Origin of the sequence: Methanobrevibacter intestini, from assembly GCF_047402955.1 — an archaeon.
GTDB classification, from domain to species: Archaea; Methanobacteriota; Methanobacteria; order Methanobacteriales; family Methanobacteriaceae; genus Methanocatella; species Methanocatella intestini.
In genome coordinates this window covers 843,254-865,642 of sequence record NZ_CP187956.1, presented here as the reverse complement: position 1 = coordinate 865,642, position 22,389 = coordinate 843,254, and the positions used below count along the sequence as shown (strand labels likewise).

Sequence of the window (22,389 nt, the reverse complement as noted above, 5' to 3'; positions counted from 1 at the left end):
ATGAATATGAAAATGAATAAATGTCCTGATTGTAAGATTTATACAATGGAGGATGCTTGCCCTCAATGTGGCGGGGAGCTTAAAGTTATTTATCCTCCTAAATTTTCTATTGAGGATAAATACGGAAAGTATCGTCGCATATTAAAAAAAGATGCTATGAATAAAAAGGATGATTAGATGGAAATCACACAAATTACTGTTTTAGAGGATGTTGAATTAAATAATCCTATTTTTATAGAAGCATTGCCTGGTATTGGTCATGTAGGTAAATTAGCTGCAGATCACATGATTGATGAATTTAATGCTACTAAATTTGCAGAAATTTATTCTCCAAGTTTTCCTCCGCAAGTTTTTGTTGGAGAAGGAGGTTTAATTGAAAACATGATTAATGAATTGTATTATGTTAAAAATGTTGGGGAAGACAATTTGGATATTATTATTCTTGTTGGAAACACTCAGGCTTTATCTCCAGAAGGTCAATACTGCGTATGTCAAGATATATTAAACTTTGTTAAGGGTAAGGGAGCTAGTAAAATATTCACATTAGGTGGAATGGCTACTGGCCAACCTGTTGAAGAATCTAAAGTTTTTGGAGCAGCTACTAATGAAGAAAACATTGAGCTTTTAAAAGATGCAGAAGTTGAAATCAGATCTAATGATGGCGGAATTGTAGGAGCTTCTGGATTGTTTTTAGGTTTAGGTCTTCGTCAGGAAATGAATGGTATTTGCTTAATGGGTCAGACTCCGGGTTATTTCATTGATGCACAGTCAGCTGAAGCTATTTTAAATAAATTAGCTATTTTGCTTAATTTTGAAATTGGTACTGATAAATTGGAAGAAAGAGCTGAAGAAACTAAAGAAATGTTAGCTAAAGCTCAACAAATGGAACAAGACATAATTAACAAAGCTAATGCTAGCAGTAGTGATGATTTAAGATATATTGGATAAATATATCATTTATTTATTTTTTTTTAAAATTTGGCTGTTTTAATAAAATGAGGGGGTATTAATCATGAAAGTAGCTGTTATTCCAGATGCTGCTATGATTGTAGTTCCATTAATTGAAAAAAACGGTCATGAATATATATCACCGACAAATTTCTCAAAATATAATAATATGGATGTTTCCAGTGGGAAATGTGATGATACTCAGGCACCATATACTTTAAATAGGGATAATATTTTACTGGGCAGTTCTTATTTTTCAAATGAATTACCTTCAGGAGTTAAAGGCCGTTTAACATTATTTTCCAGAGTTTTGGAATTGGCAGATGCATTTATTGTTCTTGGTAAAAGGCCTGAGCATTATAAAAGAATGTATGATGTATTAAATGAGTTAATTTTATTTGGCGGTTCAGGATGTTCTAATGAACGTAACATGGTTATGGCTTTAATTAAAGATAAGGGAGTACCTATTTTGGAATTAGCTTATCCGACTACCCGAAATGATTTGATTGATGTAATTAACAGGACCAATGATTTTTTAAAAAATTTAACTTCCATTAATGGAATAGTTAATGAAGATAACTTAGACATTGATTTAAAAAAACCTAAAAAAAGTCTAAATTACAAGGAGTTTAAGAAAATATTAGATGATTTAATATATTATTAATAGCTAATTATTATCCATGTTAGTTAATGCTGATTTTCATGTTCATAGCTGTTTTTCAATGGCTTCATCTAAAGACATGCTGATAAAAAATATGGCTCCTAAATCAAAGCTTAAAGGATTGCAACTTCTGGGAACTGGCGATGCATTCCATCCTGGCTGGTTAAACATTATTGAGGAAAGTACAACCTATAAGGGAGATGGAATTTACACTGCAGATGATATGGATTTTGTTTTAACAACAGAAGTTGAAGGAAAAAACAGGATTCATCATTTAATTATAATTCCGGATATTGGTATTGCAAGAGAACTGTCTGAAAAACTGGTTTCTAAAAATAAAGAAAGCGACGGAAGACCTAGAACAAGATATTCAGGAGCAGAACTTTTAGAAATGGTTAAAGAATATGACTGTTTAATTGGACCGGCTCATGCTTTTACTCCATGGACTGGAATGTACAAATCTTTTGACAGTATTTATGACTGCTATGATAAGGCTCCGGATTTTGTAGAACTTGGTTTGTCTGCAGATACATTTATGGCAGATACTGTAGCTGAACTTAAGAATTTTCCATTTCTTACTAATTCTGATGCACACTCTCCATGGCCACACAGGTTAGGTAGGGAGTTTAATCAAATTGAGCTTGAAGATATGTCTTATTCATCAATAAAAAAATCAATAAAAAACAAAGATATTAAAGCAAATTATGGGTTGGTGCCGAACCTTGGAAAATATCATATGACTGCATGTACCAAATGTTACAAATTAGTTGATCCGTTAATAGCTAAAGAAAATAAGATGAAATGCAGCTGCGGCGGAACAATCAAAAAAGGGGTTGATTTCAGAATAAGTGAAATAGCTGACTATGATGAACCGAAACATCCTGATTTTAGACCTAAATATGTTCATTTAATGCCTTTGGCCGAATTAATATCAACAGTTTATGATAAGGGAGTTACAACAAAAACAGTTCAGGGAAAATGGCAAAATCTGATAGATAACTTTGGAACTGAAATTGATATACTGATTAATGAACCTGTAGAGGAAATAGCTAAAATAGATTCATCAATTTCTCCAGCTATTGAAGCTTTCAGAAATAAAAGCATACACATAACTCCGGGTGGTGGAGGAAAATACGGTGAAATTTCTTTTGATAAAAAATCAGAAAAAAGAGAAGCTGAAACTTTAACTACTCTAGATAATTTTTAAGAAATATCTAAAATTCATTTAAGTATTTTTTAATACTTTCTAACTCTTTTTTGCAATGCACTTTTAATTTATTTTGTAAATTATTTAAAATATGTAGTTTTTTATAAAAATAATTTTTAATTCTTAAAACAGTATTTGAAAATGAAATCAATAAAAAATAAGAAAAATAGATAATTTGAATATATCTATTTTGCAAGCAATAAGGAGTTACCTACTACAAGTAAAGTAATTCCCATATCTCCAATAAGAACTGCTTCCCATAAGCTGATGTATCCTGCAATACCAAGTATCATTAATATTACTTTCACACTTAAACAGAAAGCAACATTGAATTTGATTTTACCCATTGTTTTTTTAGCCAAATCAACAAGTAAATTAATTTTGGATAACTTGTCTTCAAGTAAAACAATGTCTGCTGTTTCAATAGCTACATCTGCACCTTCAAGACCCATAGCTATTCCTACATTCGCACGGGCAAGAGATGGAGTATCATTTACACCATCACCAACCATAGCTACATCCTGATGCTTTGATACAGCATCTGATACTATATTAACTTTATCTTGAGGAAGTAAATCTGCATGGTAACTGCTTAATCCAATTTCATCAGCCACTAACTTAGCAGTTGCTTCATTGTCTCCTGTAATCATAGTTGTTTTAATTCCTTTAGCATTAAGATTAGCTATTGTAGATGGAGTTTCATCTCTAATTTTATCTTTTAAGGTAATTAAACCGTAAACTTCATTTTCAGTTCCGATGATTACAGTAGTGCTCATTCCATTATTTTCAAGATTAATGTCCTGGCTGAATAAAGTTTTGTTACCTATGAAGTAAGTTTTTCCGTTAATGTCTCCTTTTAAACCTTTTCCAGCTATTGATTCAAAGTTTTCCACTTCTTCTAATTCAATGCCGTGATCTTTTTTGTATTGGACAAATGTATGTGCAATAGGATGTTTTGATTTGGATTCAATAGAACATGCTATTTTAAGTATTTCCTCTTTATCATGTTCTCCACAGGTTTGAACTTCATTTATTTCAAGTTTACCTTCAGTTAAAGTACCGGTTTTATCAAATAAAACTTCTTTGATTCTGGCTAATTCTTCAACATATTCTCCACCTTTAATAATAATACCGTTTTTAGTACCTTTAGTAATAGCTGATACTATAGATACAGGAGTGGATATTACTAATGCACAAGGACAGGATATAACTAAAAGGGTTAATGCCCTGTAAGTCCAGTCAGTTATTGAAGCTCCATATAATATTGGAGGTAAAATAGCTACTAAAATAGCCAATACTACAACAATTGGAGTGTAATATTCAGCAAATCTGTCGATAAATACATCAATATGTGCTTTGTTCTGTTCTGAATTTTTAATCAATTCAATAATTTTAGCAAATATTGTATCATCGTTACCTTTGTTTACTTCAATTTCAATGTATCCCTCTTCATTTATTGTAGATGCATATACTTCATCTCCAATGCTTTTGCTTACTGCTAAACTTTCACCAGTAATTGAAGCCTGGTTAACAGATGTTGTTCCTTCAACAATAATTCCATCAACAGGTATTTTGTCTCCAGGTCTTACAACAACAACATCTCCAATTGTAATATCTGCTACTGCTTTTTCGTGTTCGTGATCACCATGTTTTACCATAGCTGTATCAGGGGTTAATTTAACAAGTTCTATTAATGAGCTTTTAGATTTATTTAGGGAGTAATGTTCTAGGTATTCACCTAAGTAGAAAAGAATCATTAACATTGCACCTTCTTCTCCGGATTGGAGGAGGAATGCTCCAAAGGTAGCTATTGTAATTAATAATTCAATTTTAACTTTTCCTTCAAATAAATGTTCAATCCCTTCTGTTATTATGTGTCTTCCTACATAAATTACAGCTATTAGGAAGATTATCTGACTTACAATAGGATTGACAACATTAAACATTTCTAATGCATATCCGAATGCTAAAAGGATTATACCTATTGCAAATATTCCCAATGGTTTTTTTGACTGTTCTACATTTGCTTCTTTATCAATATTTTCTAATAAATCTGCTTCACATGCACATCCTGGACCATGATCATGTCCACAGCAGTCATCTCCGTCATGATGGTGGTGATGTTCGTGGTGGTCGTGGCTACAGCAGTCATCTTCATCATGGTGATGATGTTCTTCTGAATGGTCATGTTTATGTGCAGCATGGTTAGTTTGCATATTCTTCGCCTTCTTTAAGGATATTGAGTATCTCTTCATCAATTAAAGAATAGAATATTTGTTTATTTTCTTTTCTAAATTTAACAATGTTACTATTTCTTAAGTGTCTTAATTGATGTGATATACTAGATTGGCTCATATCAAGAAGTAATGATAGCTCACAAACACATAATTCATCATATTGGAGTGCTAAAATGATCTTTACTCTGTTAGCATCTCCTAATATTTTAAAAAGATTACATGTTTTTAGAACAATATCATCATCTTTCATTTTATGAGCAATATCATCAACAATATCTGTTCTGATACTTTTGATTTCACATACATCATTTGAACTCATATGAACATATATTCATATGAACATATATAAAGTTTTTGTTTGCCTCAATAATTAATTTTTTTAAAGAAAGCTATCGCTAAATGATTGTAAATTAGTTAAAAAAAATACGGACTTGGAGGGATTTGAACCCTCGATCTTAAGATTAGGAGTCTTACGCCCTTCCAGACTAGGCTACAAGCCCATGTTAAAATATTATTTAATAAGTTCTGTATTTTTAAAAAAAGATTTTATAAGAAATACGGACCCGCCGGGATTTGAACCCGGGGTCTTCGGATTAGAAGTCCGACGCCCTATCCAGCTAGGCTACGGGCCCTTATATACAACAATACTAAATTTTGTATGTTTTAGTATTTATAGTTAACTATATTTAAAGCTATTATTTTAAAATTAAAAATTTTTAAAAAATAAAATAAGGAGGATAATTTAATTATCCTCTTCCAATAACCGCACCAGTATTGGCATTTATTTCAATACTGTCTACAGTTGCACCGCTTTGATCAAAAATTGGAACATACCAAACAGTTTTGTCTGCAGATAATGTTGGGGTTCCAGCATACCATCCAACTGCTTCAATATTTTGATTTGCTATTGATTTCGCTTCACCTGAAGTTATTTTTGGAGTGCTTGGGGTAGGTGAAGGTGTAGGATGATGACCTCTTCCAGATCCTGAGCCTGAGCCTGATCCAGAGCTTGAGCTTGAACCTGATCCAGAACCTGAACTAACACCACTTCCACTACCTGTTCCTGTTCCTCCATTTCCGCTTCCATGACTGTTGGTACTTTGGGAATCATGGTGTGTTGTGTTGTTTCCAATACCATTGCCAGAATCACCACTACCGGAGTCTACACTATTTAAATTACTGAAAACCGGATTTTCACTATTAGTTATTCCATAAGCAGCAACTCCTGCAGCAATACATATAACAATTATGATAGAAATTATTATATTTGATTTATCCAAGGTATTACCTCCATTTTTAATTAATAAAATTGTAATTAACTTTAAATAGAATGTACTATTTTTTTTACAATAATATATTATTAGGTTAATTTAACTTATAAATTTAATCCATATTATTAATTATTTTACTTCATTTAATAAAAATTTATATTATAGTATATATACTTTTCTATTTATTATACAAACTATATTATATATATGAATATTGGTTATAAATATTAAATGTTAGTTTCTAATTATTTTTTGAAAAGAGAGGTGACACATTTGAAAGACAGAATAGTTATATCCCCAACATCTCGTCAAGAGGGTCATGCGGAACTTGTCATGGAAGTCGATGATGAAGGGATTGTTACAAAAGGTAGATATTTAAGTATCACTCCAGTTAGGGGTTTAGAAAAAATGGTTGCAGGTAAAAATCCTGAAACAGCTCCTGTTTTATGTCAAAGGATTTGTGGTGTCTGCCCAATACCACACACTTTAGCTTCTGTAGAAGCTGTCGACCATTCATTAGATATCGAAGTTCCTAAAGCAGGAAAATTATTAAGGGAAGCTACTTTGGCTGCTCACAGTGTTAACAGTGCTGCAATTCATCATTTTTTAATTGCACCTGATTTTGTACCTGAAGAAGATTTCACTACTGCAGTTAAAAGTGTGTCTGCTGTTAGGAAAAATGTGCAATATGTAGTTGATATGCTTGCTGGTGAAGGTATTCATCCATCTGATATTAGGATAGGTGGTATGGCTAGAAATATTACTTCAGCTACAAAAGACAAATTAATTGATAGATTAAAAGCTTTTAAACCTGATTTTGAAAAACATGTGGAATTAATGAAATCATTCATTGCTGCAAGAGAACTTCCTGAAGGTTTAGGTGTTGTTGATGTACCACTTTTAGCATCTAGTCCATCATATGGTAATCTTGATGAATTTGATTATGATAATTTCTCAGAAGTTTTACCGGAAGCTTGGTATGATGATCCTGAAATAGGTAAAAAAGCATGTACAACCATTCCTTTAATTAATGGTAAAAATGTTGAAACAGGTCCTAGAGCAAGAATGGAAAAATTCAACGGATTTAAAGACAAAGGTGTAGTTGCTCAACATGTAGCTAGAGCTGAGGAAATGTTAAATAATTATAATTTAACTATTGATCTTCTTGAACAAATTGATACTTCTGCTCCAGCTAGAGCTGATTATGATGATAGAGGAACTGGTAAATTAGGTATTGGTGTAATTGAAGGACCTAGGGGTACTAATGTACACATGGCTACTGTTAAAGATAGTAAAATCCAATTCTATTCAGCTATTGTACCAACTACCTGGAATATTCCAACAATGGGACCAGCTACTGAAGGTTTCCATCACGAATTTGGTGCAGATGTTATCAGAGCTTATGACCCATGTTTATCATGTGCAACTCATGTAATGGTAGTTGATGATGAGGATAAAAGCATACTTAAAAACGATATGGTGAGAATATAAGGAGCTAGGAGGAAATTATATGCCTTATCATGCAGAGACAATCGTAGTGGGATGCGGAAATATTTTATTTAAAGATGATGGTTTTGGACCATTTGTGATTCATAAATTGGAAGAATATTTCGAAGACAAAGAAATGCCTGACGAAGTTATGTTTATTGATGCTGGAACTGGAGCAACACACTTTATTTTTTCTCTTCCTGATGAATATTGGAAAAAAGTTATTGTAATTGATGTTGTTGAGTTTGATGCAGAACCGGGGACTGTTAAAGTATTTAGCCCTTATGACATGCCTAGAGGAAAATATGAAAATGTTCATTCCTGGCCTGTTGAAGAGCCTCTTCACGACCTTGCTAAAGATTGTGAAGTGATTATTGTTGGATGCAAACCTCAAGAGATTTCCTCTCCTGATGTTGAAATGGGTTTAACTGAACCTGTTGAAAAGGCAATTCCTGAAGCTATGGATATTATTTTAAAAGAAATCGGGGTAAAATAATGTTTGATAAAATTAGAAAAGCTTTTGGTGGTTCTGAAAAACCTAAAGCAGAAACCAAACAAAAAATAGAATCTGCTCCTGAAGTTGAAGAAACAGCAGCTCCTGTAGCAGAAACCAAAAAAGAAACAGCAACCAACAAACCACGTATAGGTTACATTCACTTAAGTGGTTGTACTGGAGACGGTATGTCCTTAACTGAAAACTATGACATTTTAGATGTTGTACTTACAGATATGGTAGATATTGTTTATGGTCAAACTTTAGTTGACTTATGGGAAATGCCAGAAATGGACTTATGTTTAATTGAAGGTTCTGTATGTTTGCAAGATGAACACAGTGTACATGAGCTTTTAGAAGCTAGAGAAAAATCTGATCTGATTTGTGCATTTGGTTCTTGTGCTCTTAATGGTTGTTTTACAACTTATGCTCGTGGAGGACAACAAGCTCAACCTAAACATGAATCTTTCTTACCAGTTAGTTCATTAGTAAAAGTAGATGTAGCACTTCCAGGTTGTCCAGTATCTCCTGAAATGATTGCAAAAACTGTTGTTGCATTATGTAATGGTGATATGGAATACTTACAACCAGCACTTGATTTAGCAACTTGTGCTACTGCATGCGGTTGTGATGTATTAAACAACATTATCCGTCAAGGATTATGTAGCGGCTGTGGAAGTTGTGCTCTTGCATGTCAAACTAGAGCTATAGATATGGTTGAAGGCAGACCGACTATTAATACTGACAGATGTATTAAATGTGGTTCTTGTTACACAATGTGTCCAAGATCATGGTTACCTTTAACACAAATTAAAAAGGATACAGGACTTTAGGAGGAGTTGATTATGGTATTAGGTACTTATAAAGAAGCTGTAGCAGCTAGATCCACTGATAAAAGAATTCAGGAAGTAGCTCAAGACGGTGGTATTGCTTCTGCATTACTTATTTATGCATTAGAAAATAATATTATTGAAGGTGCTGTTGTAGCTGGAGACCCAGGTGATGACTGGGTTCCTGTTCCAGAAATAGCTACCACTGCTGATGAAGTTCTTGCAGCTGCCGGAACTAAATATTCAATGTCTCCTAATGTATGGGGAATAAAAGAAGCAGCACGTCAATATGGTATTGAATCAATTGGAACTGTTGTTACTCCTTGTCAAATGCAGGGTATTAGAAAAATGCAAGCATATCCATTTTCCACAAGATTTATTGCTGATAAAATTAACTTATTAATTGGTATCTTTTGTATGGAAAACTTCCCAATGGCTTCATTAGATACTTTTACTAAAGGTTTAATGGATGTTGATTTGGATAAAGTAACAAAAATGGATATTGGAAAAGGAAAATTCTGGATATACACCGAAGGTAGTGATGAACCTCAAGGTATTCCAATTAAATCCACTCATGGATATGAACAAGCAGGATGTAATGTCTGTAATGATTATGTTTGTGAATTTGCAGATATTTCAACAGGATCTGTTGGTGCTCCAGATGGATGGTCTACTGTATTAACCAGAACTGGTGCAGGTGTAGATGTTTTTTCAGCTGCAGTAGATGCTGGTTTAATTGAAACAAAACCTATGGATGATGTAAAACCTGGTCTTGGTTTACTTGAAAAATTAGCTAAAGGTAAAAAAGACAAAGGTAAAAAAGAAATAGAAAGAAGAGCAAAAATGGGAGTTATGACTCCTACTTATTACTAAATCTTCTTTTTATTTTTTATTTTTTTTTATAAAGTTGTAACTGTACAGCCTTCTTTTTCAACAATTACTGTGTGTTCTTTCTGACTTACAAGGCAGCCTGTTTTTTCTTTAAGTGGATGGTATGGATAAATGGCCATTGCTTCAGATAATTGTTTTAAAGATGCATTTAATCTGTTTTCTTTAAATTCTTCTGTTAACCATCTTCCGGAAAATGGTAAATACTGATAATTGTGTTTAATATGAGTTAATACATTTTTTGTGTGTTTTAATCTAAACGGTTTGTTAGCTAAGAAAGAATAAATGTATGTTCCTGGAGCATCATTTACAAATCCTATTCCGTCAGTTGCAAATGGTTCAATAGCTACTGCCTGACCTTCTTCCAGGATTGTTTCATCATGGTTGTCTATATTCGGAACTGAAATTCCTGCATGTAGGTTGTATTGTTCTAAACTGTGTCCTGTAAGATTAGCTATTGGATTTAACTTATATTCGTTTATAGCTTCTTCAACAGCAGCACCAATTTCTCCAACACTTACTCCTGCTCTAACAGTACTTATGGCTGCATCCAGTCCTGCTGCAGATGCTTCAATAATGTCCTGCCTTAAATTTATTTCATCCTGGCTAAAACGTTCATCTAAATTTTTACCCGGTGCCATTACTGTAATAGCTGAATCTGCAATATATCCGTCAATTTCAGTACCTAAATCTAATTTAACTAAATCTCCGGCATAAATCATTGTTTCATCATTTAATGGAGATGTATAATGTGCAGCTACTTCATTTATTGATACATTACATGGAAATGAAATACCTGCTCCCTGTTTAATAGTTTCATTTTCTACAAATTCAACTAAATCAAGTACTAATGTTCCTTCTTTAATCATTTTTGAGGCTTCTTTTCTTATTTTGGAAAGAATTTTACCTGCTTTTAAATAAGAATCAATCATCTTAACAAACCTTTCTTTAATTATTATAATAATATTTATATACTTTATTTTATATTAATTATTAATATACTAAATTAATATGGAGGCAATTATGGATATTCCAACAATACCTGACCAACTTTTTATTTTAATTATTTTAATTATAATAGCTTTTGTTGTGATTATTGTTGCTGCTCAATGGAAAAGTGTTGCTAAATCTAAAGCTTCTATAGTACTTCTTGAAAAAGAGATAGAACTTAAGAAGATGTCAATGGTTGAAAAAGATATTGAATCTAAACGTTTAATGGATAATCCAATTCCATTACCGCAAGAGCAACAAGACAGCCTTTCAGCTATAAGACAATCAACAACACAAGTGAGAAGTGAAGTTGGTTACTTACACAGTGAAATTAATGAACGTTTAGCTCGCCTGGAAGCACAAACAGAACAGAAAAAACTAGAAAAAATGCTTAAAGAAATCGAAGCTAAAGAAGCTAAACTCAAAAAACAATAAGGTGATATTATGAGTCCTATTGATGTTGTTGCAATTGTAATTTTAATAGTAGCTATTTTAGTTTTAGTTTATTATTATCTGCAAAATAATCCAGCATCTGTTCAGAAGTTACGCACTTATGTTCCAACTACTGCAGATCCGCATATGGGTGAAATATTACAAAATGATTCTGACTATGATGATTTATCTAGGGAAAAAGACACTGTTGAAGAGTCTAAAGAGGAAGAATCAATGAGTAAAAGAATTAAAATTAAATTAAGTGATATTGATATGTCTGGATTAAATACTGATGCATTTTCTAATAAAATTGATGCTTTTTTAGATGAAAAAAGTGAAGAATTAATTCAAAGTTGGTCTTTAGCTACTACTAATGATTTAAAAGACCTTGAAGACAGATTTGATAAAACAACTCAATCTGTTGATGATTTGGAAAAAAGCTTTAAAAAATTTAAAAAATCTTCTAAAGCTTTTCAAAAAGAGACTGAGAAAAAATTAGAAGAAATTGACAAAAGAATTGAAAGTTTGGAAGATAATTAATCATTATCTCCATCTTATTTTTATAGAAACATTTATATAGTTTATTTCATAGATTATATACTGTAGTTTTAAATTACTACCTTTTTATTATATAGCAGGGTGGGGTAGTCTGGTGATCCCGCGGGGCTCATAACCCCGAGATCCCTAGTTCAAATCTAGGCCCTGCTACTTTTTATAAATATGGCAAGTTAAAGACAGCTGTTGGTTTTTTAACTAAGGAAACTCCGCCCATCGTTACAGACTATGGCGTTGAAAAACGTATACTGAGAGGTATGACTCTGGAGCAGAAACGACACGTCTTTTAATGGTTGACTATGATATTTAATTGAGGACATTGAAAGAATCGGTGAAACGGCCATTCCATAGGATGCAAGAACAAAAAATGCTGATGACTACTGTAAGAGGCAAAAGTAGTTCGCTAAGATGAATGCTGTTAAACAGAAGGTGGGTTACTCTTAACATGCCATTAATATTTATTTTTAGTTTTTTTTATTTGGATGAAATTTGATTTAATCTTTTTTTAGCTATTTTTTATTTTATGTATGAATTATTAACATTTTTTAATAATCTTTAAGATAATTTATAAATTAATTTTCATTTTATTGTTTTTTAGTTATTCAAAACTTTAGCAAGTTTTATATATTGTAAAGTATTATTTACAATTATAGTAATTTATAATAATATTGCTATACTTTTAAAATAATTAATTGGAACAGGGGGTGAAAATATTAAAAGGTTAAATAAAAGTGCATTTATTATTTTTTGTCTATTATTAATGTTTATTATGACAATGGGCATAGTATCTGCGCAGGATGTTTCTAACAACGAAACAATAGTTAGTAATGATGTTCTAGGGGATGTTATAGGTGTTAGTGTAGATGAAGTTAGCAATATTTATTATACTGATGTAATTTCTGCTAATGCTGGAGACGGTAGTATTGATATTCATACTAAGGATTCTTATAATCCAATTACAAAAACCTGGGTTGAAGACGGAGTGGATTTAGCAGGTGTTAATATTACAGTTTTGGATTCATCAAATAATCTAGTATTTGCTGGTAAAACTGGTGCTGGAGGTGCTTATTCAATTGGTAATTTAGCTGCCGGCAATTATAAAGTTCAACTTAGCTATTCTACTTATGAGACTCACACAGAAAATGTAAATCTTGGAAGTCATTCTTCTGTTTTAGTTAATTACATGTTTGTTCCAGATATTATGCTTTTAGTATCTTATGAATCACACTCAGAAAAAGTAGACTATTTAATGAGTTTATCTAAAAGGGTTGCATATATAAGTACAACTGACTATGACAAGACTAGAGAATGGTTATTAGAGTATGCTAACTTCGTGCATGTTGATATGTTTGCTGAAGGTTCATATAGTCTTTTTACTTCTCAGGTGTTAAAGAATTTGTTAAGCTCTTCACCAGCTAATGCAAAATATAATGTTGCTTATACTTTTGGTGTTTATAATGATGAAATAATTAAAAATATAGGTATTCATTTTGTAGGAGCAAGTGCAGCAGATAATTCTTACAATACTGTTGAAAATACATATATAGGTTCTTATTTCCAGGCTCAGGATATTAATAATTCTGATGTTTTAAAATCAAACATGGAAAATTACTTGAAATATGTTTATTATTTAATTAATCCTCAAAAATACACAAATCCTACACTTCAGGAAGGTGGGGCTCCCCAATTAAGTCCTGAATGCGGTATTTACCATCCGGATTTTGGAATGTTTTCTGTAGTTCCAAAAGCCAGTGAAATTAATCAGTGGATTCTATCACATCCGGGATATAATGATGATAAAAAGGGAAGTTTAAATTGGATGACTGGAGAATATGAGCAGTGGATGAAAACTGAATTGAATCCTGCAGAATTGTTCAGACAATTTGAAAACAAATATATGAATATGAAAAATCCTGAAACCAAATTCATAGCTATTGCTTCTTACTACTGTGGTGGAAGTGTTGTGGATGCTTTGATTAGAACTTATGAAGCAAATGGTAGATCTGCTTTTAATATATTTAAAACAGGTATTACTCCATCAATGTCTTCAATTTTATTAACTCTTACTCAAACTTCTCAAATTGGTATATCAGCTATAGCTTCATTATACAGCTGGTCTCTAGATTATGGTAAAGGATCTGCTGAAGATGATTTGGTTAAAATTAATTTAACTGTTGTTAAAGGTTTGGTGGATATTTCTCAAACCAGTTTTGACAGTGAGCTTGGTGCTCAAATGGAGTGGACATTTTCAGTTTCTATTCCTAGCTTTGAAGGAGTCTTTGGTCCTGTTATTTTATCATATAAAGATAATATGGGTAAAGTACATGTTGTGCAGTCCGGTATAGAAAAAATGGTCAAAATGACTACTGGATGGGCAGATTTAAAAGATATGGATAATTCTTCCAAAGTTGTGTCAGTTGTTTTGTACAATTATCCGCCGGGTAAAGCAGAAATTGGTGCATCTTATTTGGATGTTTTCCAAAGTGCTCATGATATACTTGAGCATTTAGCTGATGCGGGATATGATATTGGAATGGATAAGTCTGACATTCCGTCTGTTGATGATTTGTCTGATTTAATAATTGAAATGGGTAACAAAGGTACCTGGGCTCAAGGTTTGTTAAATCAGTATGTTGAAAAATATTGGAATCAGTTAATGGAACATCATCAGTTGATTACATTAGATGAGTTTTATAACTTGACTAAAGATATGAATCAAACATTGTATAAGCAAATGGTTGACCGTTGGGGTGCAGGTCTTGGAGAAATAATGGTATATAATAAGACATATATTGTAATTCCAGGAATGTGGTTTGGTAAGGTATTCATCACTTTCCAACCAAGTAGAGGTTGGGAGGAGATTCAAAATTATCACGATTTGACATTGCCGCCTCATCAGCAATATGTTACCTTTTATAAATGGTTAGATAAGACTATTGGTTGTGATGCAATTATTAATTTAGGTACTCACGGTACTGTAGAGTGGTTACCTGGTAGAAATATTGGTGTTCATGAAGGTGATTGGACATTTGAGTTAACATTAACTCCTACTATATATCCATATATTGTATCAAACCCTGGGGAAGCTATGGTAGCTAGAGATAGGATAGGTTCTATGATGATCACTCATATGACTCCTGCAATGGTAATTTCAGAGTTATATGGTAATTATACTACATTATCCAATTACATCGACCACTATAATGAACAAGTAAAAAATAATGTTTCAGCCAATGCAGAGGCTTATAAAAAGTTAATTTTAGAATTAGCTCCTACTTTAGGTTTTGACAAACCTGCTGATGGTCAAAAATTTGATGATTGGCTTGAAGGATTACATAATTACTTGGATAGTATGGCAGAAGATTTCAATACTTTCGGTTTACATACTCTTGGTAAAGTTTTAAATGGAACTGAACTTGTTGAAGAAGTTATTACAATAACAACTTCAAGAACTGATGTATATACTCAAATATTGCATCATATTTATCCAGAATTAAAAAATAAGGATTACTATGATGATATTAAAGGTGACCGTCAGTATGAAGGTCAAAAATTAGTTGTAATTAACTGGTTTAGGTCATTTGTTGAAAATCTTGTAAATGGTACAGCTAGTGTTGATAAATTAGCTGGAATGGATGAGTTTAAAGTTTATAACAAATCTTCTGGATTATATGAATCATTAGTATTTGCTTCAAAAGTAATTTCTCAAATACAAAACAATAATGAATGGGATGCATTGTTAGCAGCATTATCTGGTAGTTATACTACTGCAGGTTTGTTTGCAGATCCTGCTTATAGTGATTCAATACCTACAGGACATATTGGTCACAGTTCTGATGCTTCAAAAATGCCTTCTAAAGCAGCTTATGAGTCTGCAGTAAATGTTGTAGATTTGCTTCTTGCAAATTATTATGAAGAACATGGAAGCTGGCCTGAACTTACTGCTTTAATATTGTGGGGTACTGAAATATTAAGGACTGAAGGTATTGGTGTTGCAGAATTTATGTACTTCCTCGGCTGTAAACCGACATGGTCCAGATCTGGAGACATTACTGGTGTTGAGTTAATTCCAATTAATAATTTAACTGTAAAATTAAGTAATGGTTCAGTGGTAAACAGACCTAGAGTTGATGTATTTGCAAGTATGGTTACAAGTAATACTAATTGGATTAAATTAATGTTAACAGCTGTTAGTTTAGCTTTAAATTCCACTGATGATGATGTTTCAAACAACTTCCTGAAAAAGCATTATGCTGAAAATCCGATGACTGACAGGTTATTTGGTCTTCCTGGTGCTGTTTTGGAAGGTACTGGTATGAATTCTCTTATACCAAATACTGCAAACTGGAATATCACTACAATTAATTCGGATTTAGCGGATATTTATCTTAGCAGAGTATCTTATTCCTGGACTCTTGATGAACATGGTAATATCGTAATTAACAACGAAAGGAAAAACTATGAATACTTGCTTGGTAAAGTTGATTTGATTACTCAAAACTTTGATAGTACTTGGAGATTCTTCGATTCTGATGATTACTATGATTGGTTTGGTGGTTTATACAATGCAGCTAAACAGTTAGGTGCTAAACCTGACACTGCATTTGTAGATATAAGGAATAAAAATGACTATATTAGTAGAACTTACGATGAAGAGCTTGAATTTGAAATTCGTAGTAAAATATTAAATCCATTATATTATAATGCATTATTCAGTACACGTGCAGGTTCATTATCCTATGCTGCTCAAATGCAAAATTTATATGGTGGTTTGATTGTAGCTAATAAGAATTTAAACACTCAATTAGGTAATGAAATAGCTAATACTTATTTGGGTCTTGCAAGTGGTGTAGGTAATGTTGCTCAAGCAGCTGCTTGGCAATCTATGGCCGCATGGATGATGTATTTAAATTATCAAGGTAAATGGGATGCTAGTCCAGACATGGTGACTAAATTAGCAGATAATATGATTCAAATGGCTATTCAGTATGGTGTTGCTTGTTGTCACCACACATGTAAGAATTTGGATTTCAACATGAAACTTATACAGTCTAGTTCATTATCTTCTGCTGATAAAGCTAAGTATTCTCAAATATTGGCTCAAGCTACATTAACTGATCCTCTTTACAAAGATGACAGTAGCTCTGATAGTTCTAATCCTGATGATTCAAATGGAGATACTTCAGATACTGATGATAATAATAATGACCAAGTCTTGGTAAATGGAACTACTAATAATGATCAAAGTGGCAGTGGTGAAGCTGGTGGGGCAACTGCGGCTGGATTAGATACTTCTGTTGATCCGGCTGATGCAAAAATTGCATCACCTCAATCTAAAGATGCTTCTTCACAATCAGATTCATCTAAAGGTCAATCTGGAGCTACTGCTCATGAAATTTCTAAAAGTTCTGCATCTAAATCTGCAGCTGGTCAATCAAGTACTCCTGTTGTACTTATTATTGCAGTAATCTGTTTGATTGCAATATTTGTCGTCGGGTATGCTAGAAACAAACACGAAAACGATGAAGATGATTATTAAATCATTCTTCATTTAATTTCTTTTTTTATAGTAATTTTTAAATATTTTCTCTTACCATAACTTTAATTATAATGTATTTTTTGCAAGGTATACTTTATTGAACTTTGCTTAAATTATATTTAATATAATTAATGATGTGATATAAAATGGTAAAAAATATTAAATTTTCTTTAATTTTATTATTATTGATTTTTGTATCTCTCGGAGCAGTTAGTGCTGCTGAAGATGTTAATGCAACAGTTGATGATAATATAATTTCAGATAGTATGGTATCTTATGAGCCAGTTAGTTATAATTACTATTCTGATAGTGGTGTTATAGCTGCACCTGCGTCTCATACAGTAAGTTCATCTAATTATGGTACTTATTTTGACGAGAACGGTACTCTCAAATCTTCTTCTGTTAATTCTGGAGATACTATGAGTTTGGATGGAACTTTCGCTGATAAAAAATTTATTTTAAATAAACCTTTAAATGTTGTAGGTACATCAACTAATAAAATGCAGGATTGTACTGTGGTTCTTTTAAAAGAATCCTCTGGAAGTAGCGTATCTAACTTAAATATTGCAAATAAAGGTACTGATATTCAGGGAATATTCCTTAATGAGGCTACCAAATGTAATATTTTCAATAATAAAATAAACAATTCCGGTCCAAGTTCTTTCCCTATTACTTTAAATCCAGGTTCTAATTATAATAATATTACAAACAATGTATTAGCTACTTATGGAGCAACTTATGGGCATGGTTCCAGGTCTACTTCTTTAATTGTACTTGGTGGTGCTCATTACAATTACATAGCTGATAATTATTTATACACTGATGATGCAAATGGAATTTATTTGTCCAGTTATGGTGGGGGAGCTTTTGTTGGAGCTATATCTAATTATAATGTTATTTTCAACAATACTATAAAAGCAACTGTTCTTCCAACTTCCTGGAATTATGCTATCCAGCTTATGGGAAATTATAACAATGCAAGTTCCAATACTATCATCGGTAATTACAGATCCATTTCTTCTACTGGTGTAGGTACTATTGTAACTGATAATAAAATTATCAATGCTACAGGTAAAGATTTCAACACTAATGAAACTGTAGGTGGGAACTATGCAATTGCTGTAGGTAATTCCTCTTTAGTTTCCAATAATATAATTCAAAATGCATTACTTATGGGTGCTGGAATTCTTGCAGGAGATTATTCCAATGTAACTGATAATGTTGTTGACGTTCATGGTAAAGGTTATGGAATTCAGGCAGAAGGTAATTATATTTCAATTAAAAATAATAATGTAACTACCAATACTTCTGCAGGTATTTTTCAAATGGGTAAATATGATTATTTAACTGTTACAAATAATAATATAGTTTCCAATACTGGTGTTGGTGTTTTACTTAAAAAAGTGTCCAGCACTAAATTCCCTGCAAATATTGTTATTACAGGTAATGACATAACTACTACTAATAAATATGCAATTGATGCTGCTGAAGCAGATAAAGATACTTACACAATTTCAAACAACAACTGTCATGGTTCTTTAATATTAACTCCTGAAGGGGCTGTAGATCCATCAAAACCTGTGTATGTTTTTAATGGTACAATTTACACAGTTACGGAAAGTAATTATTCTAGTTTCTTTGATGAAAACGGTAATTTAAATTCAGCTATTAAAATGAGAGATACTTTAAACTTTGTTGGAACCTTTAACAATAAAATAATGCTTATTACTGAAGGTATTAAAATCTTTGGTAAAAATGCTGTTTTTACTGATTCAATGTTTAAAGTAACTACAAATCATGTATGGATTGAAAATGTAACTATCATTAATAAAAACTCTTCTTCTTTAAATAGATGGGGAGTTAATGTAGTTGATACTAATCAGGTAATGATATTAAACAATAATATTAGTGTTGTTGATCCGAATGCAGCATATGCTATTTATATTTACAGATCAGGTAATGTTGAAGTGGTAAATAACACTCTTTACTCTCACGGTAATTATTTAACTTACACTGTTCTGGGTTATGGTGCAGAAAATTGTGCTATTTCTGGAAATGTAATTAATACTTTAGGAACTGGTGAATTACATTTATATGAAGCTTCAAAATGTATTGACGGTAAAAATGATGTTAAAGAAATTTTCAGAACCTATGGTATTTTAATGATTTATTCTTCTGACAATGAAGTATTAAACAATAATGTAACTGTTAAATCTTTAGTAAATCAACCTAGAGCTACTGTTAATGGTAATTTTTCCACTAATTCATTAGTAGGTATTGATTTCTACTTTGATTCAAGTAACAATATTATTTCTGGAAACAATATTCATGTTGAAGGAAAAGACAATTATTTATATGGTATGGGTGTAATCGGATCTGAAACCGGTTCAGGATCTTCTAAATATTCTTCAAATAATAAATTTGTTGACAATAATGTGGAAGTTATCGGAAATTATTTTGCAACAGGTATTATAGCAGGTTATAATTCAAAAAATAATTTAATTAAAGATAATGATGTAAAAATTTCAGCAGATAATGTAAATTATGGTATTACTTTAGAATTATCTCAATCTTCCACTATTGTAAACAATAAAGTTAATGCAGCTGCAGAAGTTATTTATGGAATGGAAGCTTATTCTTCCAACAACAATAAAATTTCCGGAAATATTATTTCTGGAACTGGAAATATGGTTTATGGATTTGCAGGTTATGCATCAAGTAATAATGTTATTTCCAATAATAAAATAACTTCCAATGGTAATGGTAAAGCAATTTCATTTAAAAATTATGATTCAATTAAAGAAGGAAATGCAGGAATTCGTTTTGTAGCTATTTCAACTGGTAATATAATAGATAATAATGAAATTGTATCTAATGTAGGTTATCCTGTAGATTTAGATACTAAATCTGTTAACAATACTATTACTAACAATTACTTGGTTGGAAAAGAAGGCAGTGGAAATGACGGTGTAAATAATAGTAAAAACAATATTGTCAACAATAATTACAAATATATCTTTGAAAATGTTGTATTTGCAGATGTAACTGTATCTTATTTAGACAATGCAACCATTAAAATAACTGCTAAACTTCCATACACCGGAGGTCTTGCAGCTCAAGCAGCATTCTACATAAACGGTGTAAAAATTGGAAGTGCTGTTTTCAATGATGGTGTTGCTACTTTAAAATATCAATTAAATGAGTCCTATGTTCCTGGATATTACTCAATTACTGCTGTTTTATCTAAAGTTAATTATAAATCAGTTAATGCAACTGCTAATTTAATTGTAACTAAAGGAAAATTAAACATTAAAGTAGATGAAGTAATTGGAAAAGCAGGTAATAAAGTTTATTTCACAGCTACTGTTAAAAATGCTTTAGGCAATGGTGTAAGCGGAATTACTGTTGAATTCTTCACTGATGGAAGATATGTCGGAAAAGCTGTAAGTGATGAAAACGGAATAGCTAAATTTGTTTATGAAATACCTAAATCTTTCACAGGTTCACATCCAATATCTGCCAATGCTAGTGAAAATAATTACTATTTAGGCAGTTCCGCTACTTCAAAATTAACTATCGGAGATATGGTTTATACTGTAATTTCAGCTAAAGATGTTGTAATGTATTATAAAAACGGAACCCGTTTAGAAGGAACTCTTAAAGATTTAAACGGTAATGTAATTGCCGGAGCTGATGTAAAAATAACTATTAATGGTGTAACTTACACTAAAACCACTGATAAAGATGGTAAATTCTCAATGGGTCTTAATTTAGTAGCTGGCGAATATTCAGTTTACATCAAATTTGATTCCAATGCTAAACAGTGGGGCAGTGATGCTAAAGTAAATGTTTTAATAAAATCTACTATTTCAAGTAGGGATGTTACTAAAATGTTTAGAAACGACACTCAATATTATGCTGTATTCTATGATGGGCATGGTAATTTATTAAAAAATACTGAAGTTAAATTTAATATTAATGGTGTATGGTATACTAAAAAAACCAATGCAGTCGGTACTGCTGGTTTAAATATTCAATTATATCCTGGCAAATACATTATTACAGCTGTTGGTCCTAATGGAGAACAGAAAGGTAACACAGTTACAGTTTTATCTTTACTTACTGAGAACCATGATCTTGTAAAATACTTTAAAAATGCATCTGCATATTCAGTTAAAGTAATTAAACAGGACGGTAGTGTTGCAGGAGCTGGTGAAAAAGTAACATTTAACATCAACGGGGTATTCTACACTAAAACAACTGATGCAAATGGTGTAGCTACTTTAGGAATTGGTTTACTTCCAGGAGACTACATTGTTACTGCAATATACAAGGACTGTATGGTTTCCAATAAAATTACAGTTAAAAATGTAATGTTTACTGATAATTTAGACATGAAGTATAATGACGGCAGCAAATTCACAGCTACATTAATTGACGGTCAAGGTAAACCTTATGCAAATCAAAATATAACATTTAATGTTAATGGTGTATTCTATAATAAAGTAACTGACAGTAATGGTATTGCTTCTTTAGGTATCAGATTATTGTCAGGTAAATATATTATTACTTCTATCTGGGAGAATTTACAAATTGGAAACACTATTACTATTAGACAATAAGTAAATAACTTTTATTTACTTACTTTTTTCTTTTTTTGAATATTATTAATATTTTTTAATTGTTTAATTAACTTTTCATTAAATTTTTATATTATTTGTTTTTATTCAGATATGCTTTTTAAAAATTGTATAAAAATTTAAATATATATCATGTCAGATATTTATAACATAGTCAATTTAATAATATTTTTATTCTATTTTGTTGGACTATGATTTTATTTAATTAAT

The 22,389-nt window shown here is 31.6% G+C and carries 16 protein-coding genes, 3 tRNA genes and 1 other RNA gene; 14 read left to right on the top strand and 6 right to left on the bottom strand.

What is annotated here, in order from left to right:
* The 4 genes from ACMC9J_RS04025 (at nt 1) to ACMC9J_RS04010 (ending at nt 2,816) form a co-directional block, all read left to right on the top strand.
* Entirely contained in the window at nt 1–177 is a 177-nt protein-coding gene (locus ACMC9J_RS04025) for an RNA-protein complex protein Nop10 (RefSeq protein WP_019265018.1), read from the top strand.
* A complete protein-coding gene (locus ACMC9J_RS04020) occupies nt 178–948 on the top strand; it encodes a proteasome assembly chaperone family protein (RefSeq protein WP_427003584.1) in 771 nt (256 codons plus the stop codon).
* A 64-nt stretch (nt 949–1,012) separates the two neighbouring features.
* Nucleotides 1,013–1,612, top strand: a complete 600-nt coding sequence (locus tag ACMC9J_RS04015) for a DUF2112 family protein (protein ID WP_019265016.1) — start codon at nt 1,013–1,015, stop codon at nt 1,610–1,612.
* Nucleotides 1,613–1,628: 16 nt separating this feature from the next.
* Nucleotides 1,629–2,816, top strand: coding sequence for a TIGR00375 family protein (locus ACMC9J_RS04010; protein WP_094516384.1), 1,188 nt, complete (start codon nt 1,629–1,631; stop codon nt 2,814–2,816).
* Nucleotides 2,817–3,001: 185 nt separating this feature from the next.
* On the opposite strand, the gene ACMC9J_RS04005 is transcribed toward ACMC9J_RS04010, so the two are convergent.
* From ACMC9J_RS04005 to ACMC9J_RS03985, 5 genes are all read right to left on the bottom strand, one after another.
* Nucleotides 3,002–5,032 carry a heavy metal translocating P-type ATPase gene (locus ACMC9J_RS04005; protein ID WP_427003583.1) on the bottom strand — a complete coding sequence of 677 codons (2,031 nt, stop codon included), beginning with the start codon at nt 5,030–5,032 and terminating at the stop codon, nt 3,002–3,004.
* Complete coding sequence (locus ACMC9J_RS04000; RefSeq protein ID WP_019266751.1) at nt 5,022–5,372, bottom strand: ArsR/SmtB family transcription factor; 351 nt, start codon at nt 5,370–5,372, stop codon at nt 5,022–5,024. Before ACMC9J_RS04000 ends, ACMC9J_RS04005 begins: the two co-directional genes overlap by 11 nt.
* A gap of 107 nt (nt 5,373–5,479) precedes the next feature.
* Nucleotides 5,480–5,553, bottom strand: a tRNA-Arg gene (locus ACMC9J_RS03995).
* A gap of 58 nt (nt 5,554–5,611) precedes the next feature.
* A tRNA-Arg gene (locus ACMC9J_RS03990) sits at nt 5,612–5,685 on the bottom strand.
* 114 nt (nt 5,686–5,799) lie between these two features.
* Nucleotides 5,800–6,333, bottom strand: a complete 534-nt coding sequence (locus ACMC9J_RS03985; RefSeq protein ID WP_427003582.1) for a PepSY domain-containing protein — start codon at nt 6,331–6,333, stop codon at nt 5,800–5,802.
* A gap of 264 nt (nt 6,334–6,597) precedes the next feature.
* On the opposite strand from ACMC9J_RS03985, the gene frhA reads away from it, so the two are divergent.
* From frhA to frhB, 4 genes are read left to right on the top strand one after another with little or no spacing between them, the layout of a single operon-like run.
* Nucleotides 6,598–7,815, top strand: a complete 1,218-nt coding sequence (frhA, locus tag ACMC9J_RS03980; RefSeq protein WP_019265011.1) for a coenzyme F420 hydrogenase subunit alpha — start codon at nt 6,598–6,600, stop codon at nt 7,813–7,815.
* Nucleotides 7,816–7,834: 19 nt separating this feature from the next.
* Complete coding sequence (gene frhD, locus ACMC9J_RS03975; RefSeq protein WP_019265010.1) at nt 7,835–8,308, top strand: coenzyme F420-reducing hydrogenase, FrhD protein; 474 nt, start codon at nt 7,835–7,837, stop codon at nt 8,306–8,308.
* Complete coding sequence (gene frhG, locus ACMC9J_RS03970) at nt 8,308–9,138, top strand: coenzyme F420 hydrogenase subunit gamma (RefSeq protein WP_019265009.1); 831 nt, start codon at nt 8,308–8,310, stop codon at nt 9,136–9,138. The genes frhD and frhG overlap by 1 nt, the downstream gene beginning before the upstream one ends.
* Before the next feature lie 12 nt (nt 9,139–9,150).
* Nucleotides 9,151–10,008, top strand: a complete 858-nt coding sequence (gene frhB, locus ACMC9J_RS03965; RefSeq protein ID WP_019265008.1) for a coenzyme F420 hydrogenase subunit beta — start codon at nt 9,151–9,153, stop codon at nt 10,006–10,008.
* A 26-nt stretch (nt 10,009–10,034) separates the two neighbouring features.
* On the opposite strand, the gene map is transcribed toward frhB, so the two are convergent.
* Entirely contained in the window at nt 10,035–10,955 is a 921-nt protein-coding gene (gene map / locus ACMC9J_RS03960; RefSeq protein WP_019265007.1) for a type II methionyl aminopeptidase, read from the bottom strand.
* A 91-nt stretch (nt 10,956–11,046) separates the two neighbouring features.
* Between map and ACMC9J_RS03955 the strand changes: the two genes are divergently transcribed.
* From ACMC9J_RS03955 to ACMC9J_RS03930, 6 genes are all read left to right on the top strand, one after another.
* The gene (locus tag ACMC9J_RS03955; protein ID WP_019265006.1) at nt 11,047–11,448 is read left to right on the top strand and encodes a membrane protein; all 402 of its coding nucleotides are present in this window, start codon (nt 11,047–11,049) and stop codon (nt 11,446–11,448) included.
* A 9-nt stretch (nt 11,449–11,457) separates the two neighbouring features.
* A complete protein-coding gene (locus tag ACMC9J_RS03950) occupies nt 11,458–11,985 on the top strand; it encodes a hypothetical protein (RefSeq protein ID WP_019265005.1) in 528 nt (175 codons plus the stop codon).
* A gap of 93 nt (nt 11,986–12,078) precedes the next feature.
* A tRNA-Met gene (locus ACMC9J_RS03945) sits at nt 12,079–12,153 on the top strand.
* Nucleotides 12,154–12,168: 15 nt separating this feature from the next.
* Nucleotides 12,169–12,449: RNase P RNA component (gene rnpB, locus ACMC9J_RS03940), an RNA gene on the top strand.
* Nucleotides 12,450–12,775: 326 nt separating this feature from the next.
* Complete coding sequence (locus tag ACMC9J_RS03935) at nt 12,776–17,539, top strand: cobaltochelatase subunit CobN (RefSeq protein ID WP_427003628.1); 4,764 nt, start codon at nt 12,776–12,778, stop codon at nt 17,537–17,539.
* A 146-nt stretch (nt 17,540–17,685) separates the two neighbouring features.
* Nucleotides 17,686–22,161, top strand: coding sequence for a right-handed parallel beta-helix repeat-containing protein (locus ACMC9J_RS03930; protein WP_427003581.1), 4,476 nt, complete (start codon nt 17,686–17,688; stop codon nt 22,159–22,161).
* Nucleotides 22,162–22,389: the final 228 nt, after the last annotated feature.